The organism is Salinicoccus sediminis, from assembly GCF_000986795.1.
GTDB lineage: Bacteria > Bacillota > Bacilli > Staphylococcales > Salinicoccaceae > Salinicoccus > Salinicoccus sediminis.
The window spans coordinates 145,842-161,682 of sequence record NZ_LAYZ01000003.1 but is presented as its reverse complement, the minus strand read 5'-3'; the positions used below and the strand labels follow the sequence as shown (position 1 = coordinate 161,682).

The following is a 15,841-nucleotide window of genomic DNA, read 5'->3' as shown; positions in this document are numbered from 1 at the left end:
CTCTTCTGCACTCAAGTCTCCCAGTTTCCAATGACCCTCCCCGGTTGAGCCGGGGGCTTTCACATCAGACTTAAAAGACCGCCTACGCGCGCTTTACGCCCAATAATTCCGGATAACGCTTGCCACCTACGTATTACCGCGGCTGCTGGCACGTAGTTAGCCGTGGCTTTCTGGTTAAGTACCGTCACACAGGTAGCAGTTACTCTACCTGGCGTTCTTCCTTAACAACAGAGTTTTACGAGCCGAAACCCTTCTTCACTCACGCGGCGTTGCTCCGTCAGACTTGCGTCCATTGCGGAAGATTCCCTACTGCTGCCTCCCGTAGGAGTCTGGGCCGTGTCTCAGTCCCAGTGTGGCCGATCACCCTCTCAGGTCGGCTACGCATCGTTGCCTTGGTGGGCCGTTACCCCGCCAACCAGCTAATGCGCCGCAGGCCCATCCATCAGCGACAGCCGAAACCGTCTTTCAACTCCCCACCCCGCGGTGGAGAGGATTATCCGGTATTAGCCACGGTTTCCCGCAGTTATCCCCGGCTGATGGGCAGGTTGCCTACGTGTTACTCACCCGTCCGCCACTCGATCAGAGGGAGCAAGCTCCCTCCTCTCGCGTTCGACTTGCATGTATTAGGCACGCCGCCAGCGTTCATCCTGAGCCAGGATCAAACTCTCCATAATTGGAAAGCCCATCTTGAGCTCGTCTCGATACTGTATTCAGTATCGCCTGCGTTTGTATTGTCCGCCTCAATCTGTGACACACGATGTGTGTCGCTTTCTCGGAATTAAACGTTGACATATTGTCATTCAGTTTTCAATGTTCTCTTTTTGACTGCTTTACTAGTATAGCATGAATGAAAATCAGATGCAACACCTTTTTTACATTTCTTAATGCTTCCAGTAACATTTGTTGTGTCGGTGCTTTATTTCGTCCGACAAGATATTACTATACAGGGTTTGTTCGATTTGCGCAACCCTTTTGCAAAAAAAGTTTTGCTTTTTACTGTTTAATTTTACGCTGCCTTTGAGAAATCCTTATATGGCAAGGGTTCAAGGCTTTTCATCATATTCGATCCGCTTGTCATCACCAGCAGTTAACAGCTTTTTGAGCCGGATTCACAAAAACGGGATAGTGTATTTATACCCTCTCATCAGTTTTTATAACATCTTTTTTGATATTTTTTAAATTGAAGAGCCGGGCGGCGAAGGATGAAAATAGCCGCCCGGCTCTTTCATAAATGACACTCTACAGTTCGGTCCGGTGTTCTATCGCCTTGGACAGGGTGACTTCATCTGCATATTCCAGATCGCCACCTACCGGAAGGCCGCTGGCAAGCCGGGTCGATTTTATACCGATCGGTTTGACAAGTCTCGAAATATACATCGCTGTCGATTCACCTTCGATATTCGGATTGGTGGCCAGGATGATCTCTTTCACTTCATCATCCTTCAGACGTTCTATCAATGATGCTACATTGATATCCTCCGGGCCGATCCCGTCCATCGGGCTGATGGCACCGTGCAGTACATGATACAGCCCTTTATACTCCCGCATCTTTTCCATGGCAATGACATCTTTTGTATCCTGGACAACACAGATGACACTCCGGTCCCTGTTCTTATCGCTGCATATATAACAGGGGTCTATATCCGTGATATGTCCGCAGACTGAACAGAATTGAAGGTCCCGCTTCACCTCCATGAGGCTCCTCGAGAAGTTGACGACATCGTCTTCCTTCATATTAAGAACATAAAATGCCAGGCGCTGGGCTGTCTTCGGCCCGATACCCGGCAGTTTCATGAAGCTGTCAATCAGCTTGGATATTGGTTCTGGATAATGCATATTACATCATACCTGGGATGTTCATGCCTTTAGTGTGCTTGCCCAGACGCTCACTTGTGAGCTCATCCGCTTTCGTCATCGCTTCGTTTGTTGCAGCAATGATCAGGTCCTGCAGCATTTCGATATCATCCGGATCGACTACTTCTTCGGAGATTTCCACATCGACGACTTCCTTATGGCCGGATACCGTCACTTTGACCATACCGCCGCCGGCTGTACCTTCAACTTTTTCGTCTTTGAGCTTCTCCTGCTCCTCCTGCATCTTCTTCTGCATTTTCTGCATCTGTTTCATCATGCCCTGCATATTGTTCATTCCGCCGCGCATATATATTCTCCTCCAAATGTGTTTAGAATTATCATCTATATATTATATATGAAATAACTGGTTTAATAAACCGATTACGACCGCGTTTCTACTATATCATTGCCGAATATCTCTTTGGCGACATCGGACGGCTTCTTTTCATTGGAAGTGTCCTTCTTTTCCTTGCCGGCCTTTTTCTCCTGGATATAGTCATGCCGGACCTGCAGCCAGCTGGAATCCGGCACCCCGACCACTTTGACCGTTTTGTCTATAATGGTAGGAATGAGTGTTTCCAGCTCTTCCCGCTTCTTCTCGTCCTTATTGATCAGGTCGCTGTGCAGATCACTTTGGAACTTGAGCAGCACATGCGTGTCGCTTGCTGCCACCGGTTCCGAATCCTTGATCAGGGATCTGAGTGAATGATAGCCTTTCTCTTCAACATGCTGGTAGACTTTCGGCCAGGCATCCTTCAGTTTCACAAGGTCTTCCTTGTTGGCATGGTCGAGCACTTTCTCTATCTGACGCAGGGAGAACCCTTTCGAAGAGGCGTTTCTCGTCTGCGCCTTCTCCTGCACCGGCGCCGCATTCGTCTGCGGCTGGCTGGCCAGGCGGCGTTCAAGTTCAGTCAGCTTCTGTTCGATGTGCGACAGGTCGACGTCCTGCACCTGAACCGCCTGGTCATTCCTGTTGAGCACCTGTATCAGCTTCACGATGACCACTTCGAGGTGGACGCTCGTATTTACAGAAAACCGCATCATTACCATGGCATCATTCAGGACATCTATCATTTCATAAAGCACTTTATCCTCGGTATGGTAGAATGCGAGGTCTTCATCCGCTTCTCCCGAATGCTTCATCAGGATGATGTCCCTTATATAGTAGACAAGCTCATGGATCAGACGGGTGGGGTCCTTCCCTTCATCGATGAACCGGTGATAGGTGATAAAAGCTTCCCTGGAATCCTTCTGTTCTATCAATTTGAGCCAGTCATTCAGCTCCTCGGATTTTATGCCACCGGTAATCATTACAGCGTCATCGAGCGTGATCAGGTCGCTGCTGTATGCGATGACCTGGTCCATGATGCTGAGGGCATCGCGCATCCCGCCTTCTGATGTACGTGCAATATAATTGATTGCCTCATCTTCATATTCCAGGGATTCCGCATCGGCGACGTATTTCAGCCGACCGATGATCTCACCGATTTCAATCGCCTTGAAATCAAAGCGCTGACATCTCGAAATGATCGTCGCCGGTATTTTATGCGGTTCCGTCGTTGCCAGGATGAAGACAGCATGGCCCGGCGGCTCCTCCAATGTTTTCAGCAGCGCGTTGAATGCGCCGGTCGTCAGCATATGCACTTCATCGATGATGTATACTTTATATCTAGCTTCAGAAGGTGCATATTTGACCTTTTCCCTTATATTCCTGATTTCATCGACGCCGTTGTTGCTGGCGGCGTCGATCTCTATCACATCATTGGCAGAACCGTCGGTAATGCTCATGCAGATGTCGCATTCATTGCAGGGCTCGCCCTCGGAACCAAAGCGGCAGTTGAGGGCTTTCGCAAATATTTTTGCAATGCTCGTCTTGCCGGTCCCGCGGGGGCCGTTGAACAGATAGGCATGCGATTCCTTATCCCTGATGATGGCATTGCGCAATGTTTTGGTCACGTGCTTCTGTCCGACGACATCCTGGAATGTCTGCGGCCTGAAAGCCCGGTACAAAGCCTGATATTCCATTCAACAGCACCTCCGTAATTTAGTATTTTCTGTCCATTATTATATCACATGTCACACTCTGCCCCTAATAACTTAGGGCAAATAAAAAATGACTGCATCATCAGATACAGTCATTCGATATGTAAACCGTGCACCGTTTCTTTGAACACCCGGCACAAGCGTTACTCAAACCACCAGCTCAACTCCGGCTGCCCTACGGCACATAGAATGGGCCACTTAATGCTGCTTCCTTCCGGACCTGACATGGTTCATGACGTTCTATTGCATAGGACCGGAATCTCAACACCGGTGAGTTTGAGGCAGTCCTCACACCGAATGTCCTCGGAAACGGAATTCAGTCCTGCTGGAGCGGATTGCAGGTACAGGGCACCGCTACCTCCCCACTTAGCACGGCACACTAAATCATACCAAAATCAAAACTCCAATGCAAGTGAAATTATCACTCCCCGTGGAAGCGTCTTGAAAATTCCACGAATTTGAACTCACTCGCAAGATGTTTGGATATATTGTACTGGAACGGCCTTGCGTCATTCAGATGCACGACGGAGCGGACTGTTGCCACATACGGCGGTCCGCTGTGATCAAAAAGCTCAGTCTCCTCGTCCGTCATGGCATCGAATGTGATCTCCTTGTGGGAATAAGCAATCGTCAAACCCAGTTTTTTCTCTATATATTCATAGATCGAGTCTTCTGCAATCTTAGTGCTGAGACCGGGGAACATCTCCACGGTGAAATAATCCCTATCGACAATGTGGGTCTGCCCCTCATGCTTTCTCTGCCGTATCAGCTGCCAGACCCGGTCTTCCGGCGAAAGCCCCAGAGCCTGCATCACGTGCGGAAACTGTTCGGCCGGATACTGTTCAAGCTCCACTGCCAAAGTCGTATACCGCTTCGTTTTCAGCTGCTGGATCTCTTTGAAGCTTGTCAGATGGGAAACTGTAAAATCCATTGAAGAATCGTATATGACGACAGAGCCCTTGCCTTTCATCTTTTGGATGAAGCCGTTTTCCTGGAGAAGATTCAGGGCTTTCCTCACTGTTTCCCTGGAAACATCAAACGTTTCAACCAGACGATGTTCAGATGGCAGTACATCGTCCTTTTCATATCTGCCTTCTTGAATGTCATTGGATATTTCGCGGTAAATCTGGTTGTATTTGTTCAAACTCATGTCGCTCACCCTGTCACTTTCCGGCATTATTGAAATCACAGCCTATGATACATCTGTTCACTTCGTTTGTCCATGCAGCATCAGTGCTTCAAAAGGCCTGAGTTCCCCGGCTCTGTCACCATAGTTTGAAATGAGGGTGGCGCCCGTCGTATCCAGTCCGTCCGGGTACGGAATTGTTTCCTCCCTGAAATTCGCGATCACCGTTATCGTTTCTCCATTATATACACGTTCGTATGCGAACAGCGCATTGTCTTTCATGAGATGCGGTACAACACTGCCGTATGTGAAGTGGTCCATTTCATGGCGCAGGCTGATCAGTTTCTGATACGTGTAGAATATGGAGTCTTTGTCTTCAAGCGCTGATTCGACGTTGATGTTCCCGTAGTTTTCAGCGATATCCATCCATGGCTCACCCGATGTGAATCCGGCATGGCGGTCTTTGTTCCACTGCATCGGACTCCTGCCGTTGTCCCGTGATTTCGTGCCGAGGATCTCCAGCACGCGGGCATTATCCATGCCCTCTTCTTTCAGTTCGCTGTATGCATTCAGGCTTTCAACATCCCTGTACTGGTCGATCCGTGTGAATTTAGGGTTGGTCATTCCAATCTCCTCACCCTGGTAGATATAAGGGGTGCCCTTCAGACCATGGAGGGCAATCGCCAGCATCTTGCCGCTCCTCACACGGTTCTCCTCTGTATCATCGCTGCCGAACCTGGAAACGATGCGCGGCTGGTCGTGGTTGCACCAGAATATTGCGTTCCATCCGCCGCCTTCATCCATCGCGACCTGCCAGTCCATCAGGATGCGTTTCAGTTCAATGAAGTCGAAATCCGCAAACGTCCATTTCTCTCCGCCGGGATAGTCGACTTTGAGGTGATGGAAGTTGAACACCGAATTCAGCTCATTGCGCTCAGGATTTGTATATTTGAGACAGTGTTCAATTGTCGTGGAGGACATTTCCCCCACGGTCATGATCTCTTTGTCCCCGAAAGTATTGCGGTTGAGTTCGTTGAGATATTCGTGGACTTTCGGACCGTCAGTGTAGAATTCCTTGCCGGGACCGTCGGAATCCTCGAATGCCCCTTTTGAAATGAGATTGACGACATCGAAACGGAACCCGTCCACCCCGAAATCTATCCAGTAGTTGACCATCTCATAGATTTCCCGGCGGAGGTTTTCATTCTCCCAATTCAGATCTGCCTGGGAAACATCGAAAAGACGCAGGTAATACTGCCTGGTCGCACTGTCGTAGGTCCATGCATTGCCGCCGAACTTGGATTCCCAGTTGGTCGGCGGCGCATTGTCCTTCCCGTCTTTCCATATATAGTAATCACGGTATGGATTGTCTTTGGATTTTCTGGATTCGACAAACCAGTTGTGGGATGTCGACGTATGGTTGATGACGATGTCCATCATCACTTTGAGTCCGCGGGCGTGTGCCGCCTCCAGCAGATTTTCCAGATCCGCCTTCGTACCGAATTGCGGATTCACTTCATAATAGTCGCTGATATCATAGCCATTATCATTCATCGGAGACTTATAGACAGGCGTCAGCCATATATAATCGACACCCAGCGTCTTGAAATAATCCAGCTTTTCTATGATGCCTGGAATATCTCCTTCTCCGCTTCCGGTCGTATCATTGAAAGATTTCGGATAGATCTGATAAACAACTGATTTTCTCCAGTCATTGGATGCCAATATAAAAACTCCTTCATATAGTTAGTCTACGTCCACCATGTCTTTCGCTTTATCCTTGGCAAATCTTGAGAACAGAAGCGTCAGCAGGAAAGGCACCACAATCGCAATCAGCATGCCGATCGAGAACAGCAGCCAGAAGCCGTCAGTAATCGAGATGACGCCCGGAACACCGCCGACGCCGACACTGTATGCCGTCAGCATATTCGCCCCGAAAATACCGCCCACGACAGAGGTCGTGAGGATTGCGGCCAGGAACGGATATTTCAGCGGCAGGTTCACACCGAACATCGCCGGCTCAGTGACACCCAGCCAGCCGGAAATACCGGAAGTCATTGCCAGACCTTCTTCTTTTTTCTTTTTCTGGCTGCGGTAGATCATCCATGCGCCGAATGCTGCAGAACCCTGTGCAATGTTTGAAATCGCCAGTATCGGCCACAGGAATGTGGAACCTGTTGTACCGATGAGCTGCAGGTCCACCGCAAGGAACATATGGTGCATACCTGTGATTACGAGCGGCGCATAGAACAGACCGTATACCGCTCCGCCCAGGATGCCTGCAGTTTCAAACAGCCAGATGATTGCATCTGTAATGAGCGTACTGCCCCACAGCGTAACCGGGCCGATGATGGTATAAGTAAGGATGCCGACAACGACAAGTGCCACAGGCGCAACCACGAGCAGTTTGAACATATCGTGTACGCGTTTGTTCAGGAACAGCTCAACTTTCGCGAGCACCCATGTCGCCACAAGCACCGGCAGTACCTGCCCCTGGTAGTTCAGCTGCTGGATTTCCAGGCCGAATACGTTCCACGTGGGAATTTCCGCAAGTTCCCCGGCTTCACTGTCGAAGAGCCCGTACTGACTCGCGAGATCCGGGTGACATAGGGCCACACCAAGCGCGATACCGAGCAGTGGATTCCCCCCGAACACTTTCATCGCAGACCAGCCGATGAGGACCGGCAGGAAGATGAACGGCGCCACGGCAATGAAGTTGATCATGCTCGCGATGCCTTCGATGCCAGGGAAGCGTGTAATCACCGAGTCAGCTTCCCAGAAAAGCCCCTCCAGCGTAAGCAGGTTGTTCAGACCGAGCAGGAGACCTGCTGTAACGATGGCCGGCAGGATCGGGATGAATATATCCCCCAGCATCTTGATGAACCTTTGAAGCGGGTTCATCTTCTGGGCGGCAGCAGCTTTGACCTCATCTTTCGAGCCCCCGCCTTTGCCCGTCTCCTCTTCGAAAATCTTGAATGCCTCGTTGACCGTCCCCTGGCCGATAACAAGCTGGAACTGGTTATTCGCTGCGAATGAGCCTTTGACCAGATCGATGGAATCCAGTTTCTCTTTGTCCACCTTGGATTCATCATCCAGAGCCAGGCGCAGCCGTGTAACACAGTGTGTCGCCGCATTGACGTTCTCCTCGCCGCCGATTGCATCGATTATCTGTTTGACCTCGTCACGGTTTACCGCCATTCTTTCCACACTCCTTCTATTTTGGATATTATCGCCTTAACTATAACATGTCTATACAGTCGTGTAAAGGCTTTCAAACCTGGTGAAAAGTAACGTATACTAAAACTAACCCGAGTTAAAAAATTTAACATAAAATAAAAAAACCGCTCGATTGAGCAGCTTTTTAAACATTATTATAAGTTTGAATACTCATATGCCTTTTCTCCGTGGAATGCATTGTCCAGTCCTTCCAGCTCTTCTTTATCGTCTGTACGAAGCGTTGTGAAAATACTGATGACTTTGGCAATGCAGAACGTCATAATTGCACTGAAGAGTATTGTGGCTGTTACGGCTATAATCTGGACCAATACCGGCATGAGTCCGCCGCCGGACAGTAAACCATCTGTGATTCCCGGGTTCACTGCGCTTGTCTGAAATACTCCTGTACCGATTGCACCGATAATCCCTCCGATGCCATGCAGCCCGAATGCATCCAGTGCATCATCATAATTAAGCAGAACCTTCAGCTTTGTGATGGCAAAGAAACAAATGGCACCGCCGATGATACCGAGTGCCACAGCTCCAAAATATGAGACAAAACCGGCGGCCGGTGTAATGACGACCAGACCCGCCAGCATGCCGGACAAGGTTCCGATCAAAGATATTTTTCCCTTCACCATTATTTCAACACTTACCCAGCCTGCAATACCTGCAGTTGAAGCCAGTATTGTGTTAACGAAAGCTGCCATCGCAATCGAATCGAATGTAAGCGCGCTTCCCGTATTAAATCCAAACCAGCCGAACCACACAAGAATTGCGCCAATCATCGTAATCACCAGATTATGCGGCGGTTTTTTATAATCAGGCTTTCTGGACCCCAGCAGCAATGCCAGTACAAGTCCTGAAACACCGGAAGATATATGAACAACCGTTCCTCCCGCAAAATCTATTGCACCGATAGAGTGAATCCATCCGCCGCCCCATACCCAGTGTGCGACGGGACTATAGACCAGCAGCACCCATAAGGCCATGAAAATGATAAATGGTAAAAATTTCATACGTTCTGCCACAGAGCCCGTAAGTATTGAAACTGCAATCGTACAAAACGTCAATTGAAACAGCATATATAAAGCAAATGGTACAGTCTCGGAAAAAGCTGGATTCGCTTCAAATCCCACGTTTTTTAATCCAATAAATGATAAATCTCCAATCCAAAGATTGCTCCCTCCGAAGCTTAAGGAGAAACCAAGTGTCACCCAGGTAAACGTTACAACGACAATTGCAGCGATACTGTGCATAGAAGTATTCAGCACATTTTTGGATTGCACCAGACCCCCGTAGAATAAGGCAAGACCAGGCGTCATCAGCCAAACGAGCAAAGTACAAAGAAATAATAATAGTGTATCCATGTTCAACCACTCCTTAAAAGTATGTGAACATTATACAACCATTTTCTGAATCTTCAAAATTCATGTAAGAAAGCCTGACAGGACATGTTAGGTTTTCTTACATCAACACTATTTTATCTTCGCAAAGCCTTTACTATGAATAAAATTGCAATAATCGCCAGAAGTACGACACCGACAAGAATGACCGTCATGTTGTTTGTTGGTTCCGTGTCCTGATCCGACATCACCTGATCATCCGTCTCTATGCTCTCCTCAGTTGGCGCTTCTTCCATTACGAAAGTGACGCCCCGCTTGCCGCGGTCATCAACAGTCAGGCTGAGTGTTTCTTTTTCAGCAGTGTATCCTTCAGGCGCTTCCACTTGCAGCCCATATTCGCCGGATGGTACTTCTGTAAATGAAAATTCCCCATTCTCATCCGTCGTCACTTCGTCTTCCTTCTCTCCCAATAACACAACAGTGACGTCCTCAAGCCCGGCATCATCCACAGTTACTTTACCTGCAATGGAAAACTCCTCCACCGCCGCCTGGTTGATCGTCACGTCAGCTGGCTCTTCCACTGTCTCAGGTTCAGCAGTCACTTCCTCCGTCGGCGTTTCAGTTGCTTCCTCAGTAACCTCTTCCGTCCATTCTTCCACAGTTTCCTCTGCAGTCTCTTCTTCATAATAGAATTCCTCAGCAGGCTCCTCATAGCTTTCATAAGGTGCTTCAGTCGTCTCTTCATATTGAGGCTGTTCATTTTGCGGCGGTACATATTCATTTGAGGATTCCTCAGTTGTATCGTTATTCCCTTCAACAGACTCTTCAGCAGACTCCTCATATCCCTGCTGTTCCGTCGATTCCTCACTCACCGGCTGTTCTGCCGACTCCTCCACAGCCGGAGCCTCCTCAGTATTCGCCGATATTCCGTGAGCCGGAAGGAGCACCAGCAGCAACAGGACCAGCGCCGAGCGTTTGATGATATTTCCCATGACAGCCTCCTAAATCGTTTCTGATAACCTATAATATACCAGATTTTTGAAAATCAACCTATGGTTGCTTACATTTCCCAAGTGAAATTTCATCTGAATCCTTTTACAGAATCATTTTTCTTATATATATTGAATATAAAAATACGGAAGGGAGCGCCTCCATGATTACACCTATAACACCGGCTGACCTGCATGAACTGCAGAAGATCAGCCGGGAAACATTCGATGAAACATTCAAAGATCAGAACACGTCTGAAAATATGAACGCATACCTTGATCAGGCGTTCACCGAGGAAAAGCTGATCTCAGAACTTAATAACCAGTCCTCCCTTTTCTTCTTCATCCGTCACGGCGGACACAATGCTGGCTATCTGAAGGTGAACACCGGTGATGCCCAGACAGAAAGTATGGGACATGACGCGCTGGAGGTCGAGAGGATCTATGTCAGCCGCACCTTTCAGAAACTCGGCCTGGGTAAAAAACTGCTGGACAAGGCATTTGAAATCGCATATTCATCGGACAGGGATAAGATCTGGCTCGGCGTATGGGAACATAATGCCAAGGCCCTCGCTTTTTATAAAAGACGGGGATTTGTTCAGACGGGTGCCCATTCATTCTTTATGGGAGACGATGAACAGACAGATCTTATAATGGAGAAAAGATTGAAATGATATGGAGGTCACGACATGTTTATTCCAAAGCACTTTGAAGTTACCGATATGGAGGAAATAAAGACATTCATTGAAAATAACTCATTCGGCGTCATCGTATCCACACATGAAGGAAGGCAGACTGCGACACACCTGCCTCTGGAACTGCGGGAAACAGGGGGAGAGTATTATATTACCGGCCACTTTGCCAAAGCGAATCCGCAGTGGAAAACACTCGCAGAGCAAAAAGAAGTGCTGATCATCTATCAGGGGCCGCATGCTTACGTCTCATCCACGTGGTATGAAGACGAAAACGTATCGACATGGAACTACCAGGCGGTCCATGCATACGGCACACCGGAAATTCTGGATGAAGCGGAACTGAAAGAAGAACTGAAACATCTCATGCATAAATACGAAGAAGATAAGGAAAACGGTGCTGTGTGGGAAAACACGTCCGATGATACCAAAAACAGATCCACGGCATCGTCGGCTTCCGGGTGAAAGTCACGGCAGTCCAGGCTGCATATAAGCTGAGTCAGAACCGCAATGAAAAAGACTATGACAGCATCATCGAAAAACTGTCCGCCGGAAAAGACCCGAATGCCCGCCAGGTTGCAGATGCCATGCAGGGATTGAAGGAATAGATATTCCCCGGGAAATATAAAAGGCCCCATGCCATAAGCGGCACGAGGCTGTTACAATCTTTATTTCAGCGCAGGCAGGATCCTGTCGCCGATCCTCGCGAATATGAACGTACCGACAAACGTCGTGATCAGTGTCGAAATCGTAATGGTGACAAAGCTGAACCAGAATGGGATACCTGCCACCATCCACAGCATCAGGCCGACAAAGATACCGCAGAGCAGACTGTACTGTGCCGCGTTTATCCAGACATTTTTAATGAAGTAGCTGATCGTATACGCTATGACGGCGATGCCGACACCGACGATCACATCCATGACACCAAGTCCGGAAAAGAGGTTGGCGATACCGACTCCCAGGATGATTCCCGGAATGTATTTACGGTTGAAAAACGGGATGACCGCGAGCATCTCGCTGACCCGGATCTGTATCGCCATCGTACCGATGGGGTTGACCACCGTCAGCGCAACATAGATTGCCGCAAGCAGGGCATTATAAACAAGCGTTCTGTTTTTGATAATATCAATCTCCTTAGTTTTTTATACAGGGAGTTTGCGAACCTGTGATAAAAACACTTCCAAATTTAACCTTATAAATTCTATACCATAAACGATCCATTTACAATATGAAATGGGAAATATGCAAAAAGAACGCGCAATCAGCTCCCTACAATTTCCGTGTATGCCAGCTTCTGAAGCCGACAACCCTTTTCTCTTCCCAGAACTCTTTGAAGAAAGCCAGCGCATCCGCATACACGACCCCATCGTTCACATAGATCTTCCCATAATCGTCGGAACCCTCAGGCGGCAGTGCCTCAACACGGTAGAGACCATCTTCACCCAAAGCCTGCAGGCTCTCAATTTCCAAATCTGAATTCAGGCAGCTCAGACATATAAATTCCCCGGCAGAACCATCTGCAGCAGTCTTCACCGCTTGTTCAACCTGCGGCCAGTCAGGTTCCACAATTTCTCCATCACCACCCGCCAGCAGCCAGTACTTTTCTGCAGGCACCGTATCTTCCTGACGTTGATTTTTATCCTTCCTGAAAAAATCAAAAAATCCCATACATATCCGCTCCTTTTTAGGATCAGTTCTAAATCAACCTTACATCATTGGCATAAAAAATTTCCATACATTACTTCTGTGCGGGTAAACTGTACTTAAAGGATGTGGGAGTAATGAAGCTGGATGCGGTTGAAGTCCTGTTCATGCATTTCGTCAACGGCAGGACCCATGATGAAGCGGTGATGCATGACTTCTGGCTGACTCAATATGGGGCAGAAGCCGAAAGCCTGATTGAAAGCCTTATGGATAGAGATATCATCTGCAGGAATGACGATTTGCCGGTCACTTTGAAAAAATTGAAAGTGCCGGAGCTAAAAAATCTGCTGAAGCGCAATGGTATGAAGGTCTCCGGAAACAAGAATGCACTGATTGAAAGGATCACAGACAGCAGACACATCATAGATTTCAGAAACGAAAACCTTAAAAGTGTCTATACTGTCAGAGATGCCTGGAGAGATTTCCTTGAACAGACCCGTTTCATGGACTACTTCCATTTCAATGGGCACATCAGTATATATGAGGCCTATGGCTACTACAGGGCACATCCTGAAAAGTCTTCAGACGAAGTCGTCACCGGCGTCCTGAGTGAAAAGGTTGAAAACACCGTCCGCGCTAAAAATAAATACAACGCAATCAAATCCTTCCAGCTCCTCTCCCACTTCCACCAGGAGGAGCTGAAAGATACGGGTGCCACCATATTCTACCTCAACAATTTCACGATGCTCATCATACTCCAGTCGATAATGAGTTATCCGTCATACAAAATCATGCTCTCGGGGAGCCATTTCAACATCGATAACTTCACTGCCGACAAATACAGACATCTTCTTGAAACCGGACAGATGAGCCCTTACACGCTGTATCATTCACTCGTGGAAGATACTGAATTCCTCCCCTATCCATATGTGACACGGAAAAGGGCAGCCAGATTCATCACAGATTATGTGATGGGGGATGAGGATGCTGAAATCAAGCTGAGAAGCCTTCTGGATGATGGAGAATGATTTGTCATCAGTCTGAAAAAATTACAGAATTGAAAAGAGCAGCGTCTGCCATTTTCCAGGCAACCGCTGCTCTTTCATGCTTTCTTATGCTTCTATTTTTCTTCTTCTGTATCCGGCGCTGTTTCATCCGGAAGTGTCTCTTCGAAAGCGACACGTTTTTCTTCCAGTTCTTTTTGCGTCTCTTCTCTGTAGCTCGGCTCATATACAAGCTGCTTTCTTTCAAGCTCGAGAATATCATATTCACTGCGCAGGGCTTTGAACAGTGATATGCCGAGCAGTATGACAACAAATGTGAACGGGAATGCCGCAATAAGCATAGCCATCTGTATAGCACCCAGGCCACCTGACCAGAGTAGTACAGTTGCAGTACCCGCCAGGATGATTCCCCAGATCATTTTGATCTTAAGTGGCGGGTTCAGGCCGCCGCCTGTTGTCAGCATACTGAGTACGAATGTACCGCTGTCTGCAGACGTGACGAAGAACGAAGCAATGAGTAATACTGCAATACCCATGACAAGGGCCGCTGCCGGATAGTTTTCCAGGAAGGCGAACAGTGCCACTTCGTTACCCTGGGACTCGACGAGGCTGTAAAGTCCTCCGCCGAGGATATTATCCGATTCAATGCCTGCAACACCAAAGATGGCGAACCAGATGGCACTGAAGAGAACCGGTACACCGGTCACGCCCAGGATGAACTCACGGATTGTTCTTCCCCGTGATACACGGGCAATGAAACTCCCGACAAACGCAGCCCAGCCGATCCACCAGGCCCAATAGAACAGTGTCCAGCTGTTCAGGAATTCCCTGTCGCCGACAAATGAATTCATGTTGAATGTCATGCTTGCCAGATTCTGCACGTAATTACCTGTATTCGTCATGAATGCTTCGATCATCTGTATGGATGAACCAAAGATGAAGACGAACACCATCAGTGCAATAGCTGTCACTACGTTCGCCATACTCAAATAGCGTATACCTTTGTTTACACCTGTAGATGCTGAAAGAATGAACGCTATAGTAATGAAAATGATGACTAATGTCTGAGTAAACAGATTGTTCTCTATAGCATCAAAGCTGTAGCTTAAACCAGCCGTAATCTGTGTCGCACCAAGTCCAAGGGAAGTCGCGATACCGAAAATTGTGCCAAATACGGCTAAAACATCGATGCTTGACCCCAACCAGCCGTTTGACCTGTTGCCAAGGACCGGTGTGAGCGCTGAACTCATCAGCAATGGTGCCTTATGACGGAAGTTGAAATATGCCAGGGCAAGCCCGACCACTGCATATACTGCCCAAGGATGGAATCCCCAGTGGAATAGCGTATACTGCAGCGCCTCCTGTGAAGCTGCAGCAGTTTCGCCCTCTGTAACAGGCGGATTATAATAGTGAGTGAGCGGCTCGGTTACTCCGTAGAAGACGAGGCCGACACCCATACCCGCTGTAAACAGGAATGAGAACCATGTAAAATAACTATACTGCGCCTTTTCATTCTGTTTGCCCAGTCTGATTTTACCGTACGGACTGATGACCAGGAACGCCGCGAAAATGACAAAAGCTGTCATTGCCAGCATATAGACCCAGCCGAATTTGTTTGAGATGAAGTCATTGATATATCCCAACACTGTCCCAACATTTGCGGGGAAAAATGCTCCCCATAATATGAATACAAATGCTATGGACAGAGAGACATAAAAGACCGGTGTGACCTTTGGTTTGTTAATCATTGATAAACCCTCCTGAATAGATTTGTATTGAGTGTTTTTCCTAAATAAGCAAACCCCGGCCTGCATTCAGAGACTGTCATAGTTGCGGATGATAACATGAAGTGTAAAACTTCCTGTAAAAAAGACCTCTGTATCGAGTGCATCTCAAAATGCCGTTTCAACCCTGAGCCCGGACA

The 15,841-nt window shown here is 48.0% G+C and carries 13 protein-coding genes, 1 rRNA gene, 1 other RNA gene, 1 pseudogene and 1 riboswitch; of the genes and pseudogenes, 3 read left to right on the top strand and 13 right to left on the bottom strand.

From position 1 onward, the window contains the following. From WN59_RS06970 to WN59_RS06930, 10 genes are all read right to left on the bottom strand, one after another. Window positions 1-674 (bottom strand): 16S ribosomal RNA (locus WN59_RS06970); the annotation flags it as partial. Between the two features lie 565 nt (window positions 675-1,239). Continuing rightward, a complete protein-coding gene (gene recR, locus WN59_RS06965; RefSeq protein ID WP_046514871.1) occupies window positions 1,240-1,836 on the bottom strand; it encodes a recombination mediator RecR in 597 nt (198 codons plus the stop codon). A gap of 1 nt (window position 1,837) precedes the next feature. After that, a complete protein-coding gene (locus WN59_RS06960; protein WP_046514869.1) occupies window positions 1,838-2,161 on the bottom strand; it encodes a YbaB/EbfC family nucleoid-associated protein in 324 nt (107 codons plus the stop codon). A 74-nt stretch (window positions 2,162-2,235) separates the two neighbouring features. Next, entirely contained in the window at window positions 2,236-3,879 is a 1,644-nt protein-coding gene (gene dnaX, locus WN59_RS06955) for a DNA polymerase III subunit gamma/tau (protein WP_046514867.1), read from the bottom strand. A gap of 126 nt (window positions 3,880-4,005) precedes the next feature. Beyond that, window positions 4,006-4,272: signal recognition particle sRNA large type (gene ffs / locus WN59_RS13405), an RNA gene on the bottom strand. Window positions 4,273-4,318: 46 nt separating this feature from the next. After that, the gene (gene treR / locus WN59_RS06950) at window positions 4,319-5,047 is read right to left on the bottom strand and encodes a trehalose operon repressor (protein WP_046514864.1); all 729 of its coding nucleotides are present in this window, start codon (window positions 5,045-5,047) and stop codon (window positions 4,319-4,321) included. Between the two features lie 57 nt (window positions 5,048-5,104). Continuing rightward, window positions 5,105-6,748 carry an alpha,alpha-phosphotrehalase gene (treC, locus tag WN59_RS06945; protein ID WP_046514862.1) on the bottom strand — a complete coding sequence of 548 codons (1,644 nt, stop codon included), beginning with the start codon at window positions 6,746-6,748 and terminating at the stop codon, window positions 5,105-5,107. A gap of 21 nt (window positions 6,749-6,769) precedes the next feature. Further along, the gene (gene treP, locus WN59_RS06940; RefSeq protein ID WP_046514860.1) at window positions 6,770-8,221 is read right to left on the bottom strand and encodes a PTS system trehalose-specific EIIBC component; all 1,452 of its coding nucleotides are present in this window, start codon (window positions 8,219-8,221) and stop codon (window positions 6,770-6,772) included. 173 nt (window positions 8,222-8,394) lie between these two features. Further along, window positions 8,395-9,615, bottom strand: coding sequence for an ammonium transporter (locus WN59_RS06935; protein WP_046514857.1), 1,221 nt, complete (start codon window positions 9,613-9,615; stop codon window positions 8,395-8,397). A 107-nt stretch (window positions 9,616-9,722) separates the two neighbouring features. Then, the gene (locus WN59_RS06930; RefSeq protein WP_046514855.1) at window positions 9,723-10,577 is read right to left on the bottom strand and encodes a carboxypeptidase-like regulatory domain-containing protein; all 855 of its coding nucleotides are present in this window, start codon (window positions 10,575-10,577) and stop codon (window positions 9,723-9,725) included. 161 nt (window positions 10,578-10,738) lie between these two features. On the opposite strand from WN59_RS06930, the gene WN59_RS06925 reads away from it, so the two are divergent. After that, a complete protein-coding gene (locus WN59_RS06925) occupies window positions 10,739-11,248 on the top strand; it encodes a GNAT family N-acetyltransferase (protein WP_046514851.1) in 510 nt (169 codons plus the stop codon). A 15-nt stretch (window positions 11,249-11,263) separates the two neighbouring features. Further along, window positions 11,264-11,874: pseudogene (locus tag WN59_RS06920) on the top strand (FMN-binding negative transcriptional regulator). Between the two features lie 60 nt (window positions 11,875-11,934). Here the strand turns inward: WN59_RS06920 and WN59_RS06915 are convergent. Further along, complete coding sequence (locus WN59_RS06915; RefSeq protein WP_046514848.1) at window positions 11,935-12,390, bottom strand: QueT transporter family protein; 456 nt, start codon at window positions 12,388-12,390, stop codon at window positions 11,935-11,937. 7 nt (window positions 12,391-12,397) lie between these two features. After that, a riboswitch (PreQ1 riboswitch) is annotated at window positions 12,398-12,441 on the bottom strand. 97 nt (window positions 12,442-12,538) lie between these two features. Next, on the bottom strand, window positions 12,539-12,937 hold the full coding sequence (locus WN59_RS06910) for a hypothetical protein (RefSeq protein ID WP_046514845.1): 399 nt from the start codon (window positions 12,935-12,937) through the stop codon (window positions 12,539-12,541). Window positions 12,938-13,050: 113 nt separating this feature from the next. Here WN59_RS06910 and WN59_RS06905 point away from each other — a divergent pair, with 113 nt between their 5' ends. Then, on the top strand, window positions 13,051-13,941 hold the full coding sequence (locus tag WN59_RS06905; protein WP_046514842.1) for an SAP domain-containing protein: 891 nt from the start codon (window positions 13,051-13,053) through the stop codon (window positions 13,939-13,941). 92 nt (window positions 13,942-14,033) lie between these two features. Here the strand turns inward: WN59_RS06905 and WN59_RS06900 are convergent, their stop codons facing one another. Further along, complete coding sequence (locus tag WN59_RS06900; protein ID WP_046514839.1) at window positions 14,034-15,665, bottom strand: BCCT family transporter; 1,632 nt, start codon at window positions 15,663-15,665, stop codon at window positions 14,034-14,036. Window positions 15,666-15,841: the final 176 nt, after the last annotated feature.

Bases quoted from the DNA above. Each gene is read 5' to 3' on its own strand.
- dnaX (WP_046514867.1), bottom strand. From the start codon at position 3,879: ATGGAATATCAGGCTTTGTACCGGGCTTTCAGGCCGCAGACATTCCAG.
- WN59_RS06905 (WP_046514842.1), top strand. From the start codon at position 13,051: ATGAAGCTGGATGCGGTTGAAGTCCTGTTCATGCATTTCGTCAACGGC.
- WN59_RS06925 (WP_046514851.1), top strand. From the start codon at position 10,739: ATGATTACACCTATAACACCGGCTGACCTGCATGAACTGCAGAAGATC.
- WN59_RS06960 (WP_046514869.1), bottom strand. From the start codon at position 2,161: ATGCGCGGCGGAATGAACAATATGCAGGGCATGATGAAACAGATGCAG.
- treP (WP_046514860.1), bottom strand. From the start codon at position 8,221: ATGGCGGTAAACCGTGACGAGGTCAAACAGATAATCGATGCAATCGGC.
- WN59_RS06910 (WP_046514845.1), bottom strand. From the start codon at position 12,937: ATGGGATTTTTTGATTTTTTCAGGAAGGATAAAAATCAACGTCAGGAA.
- WN59_RS06900 (WP_046514839.1), bottom strand. From the start codon at position 15,665: ATGATTAACAAACCAAAGGTCACACCGGTCTTTTATGTCTCTCTGTCC.
- recR (WP_046514871.1), bottom strand. From the start codon at position 1,836: ATGCATTATCCAGAACCAATATCCAAGCTGATTGACAGCTTCATGAAA.
- WN59_RS06930 (WP_046514855.1), bottom strand. From the start codon at position 10,577: ATGGGAAATATCATCAAACGCTCGGCGCTGGTCCTGTTGCTGCTGGTG.
- treR (WP_046514864.1), bottom strand. From the start codon at position 5,047: ATGAGTTTGAACAAATACAACCAGATTTACCGCGAAATATCCAATGAC.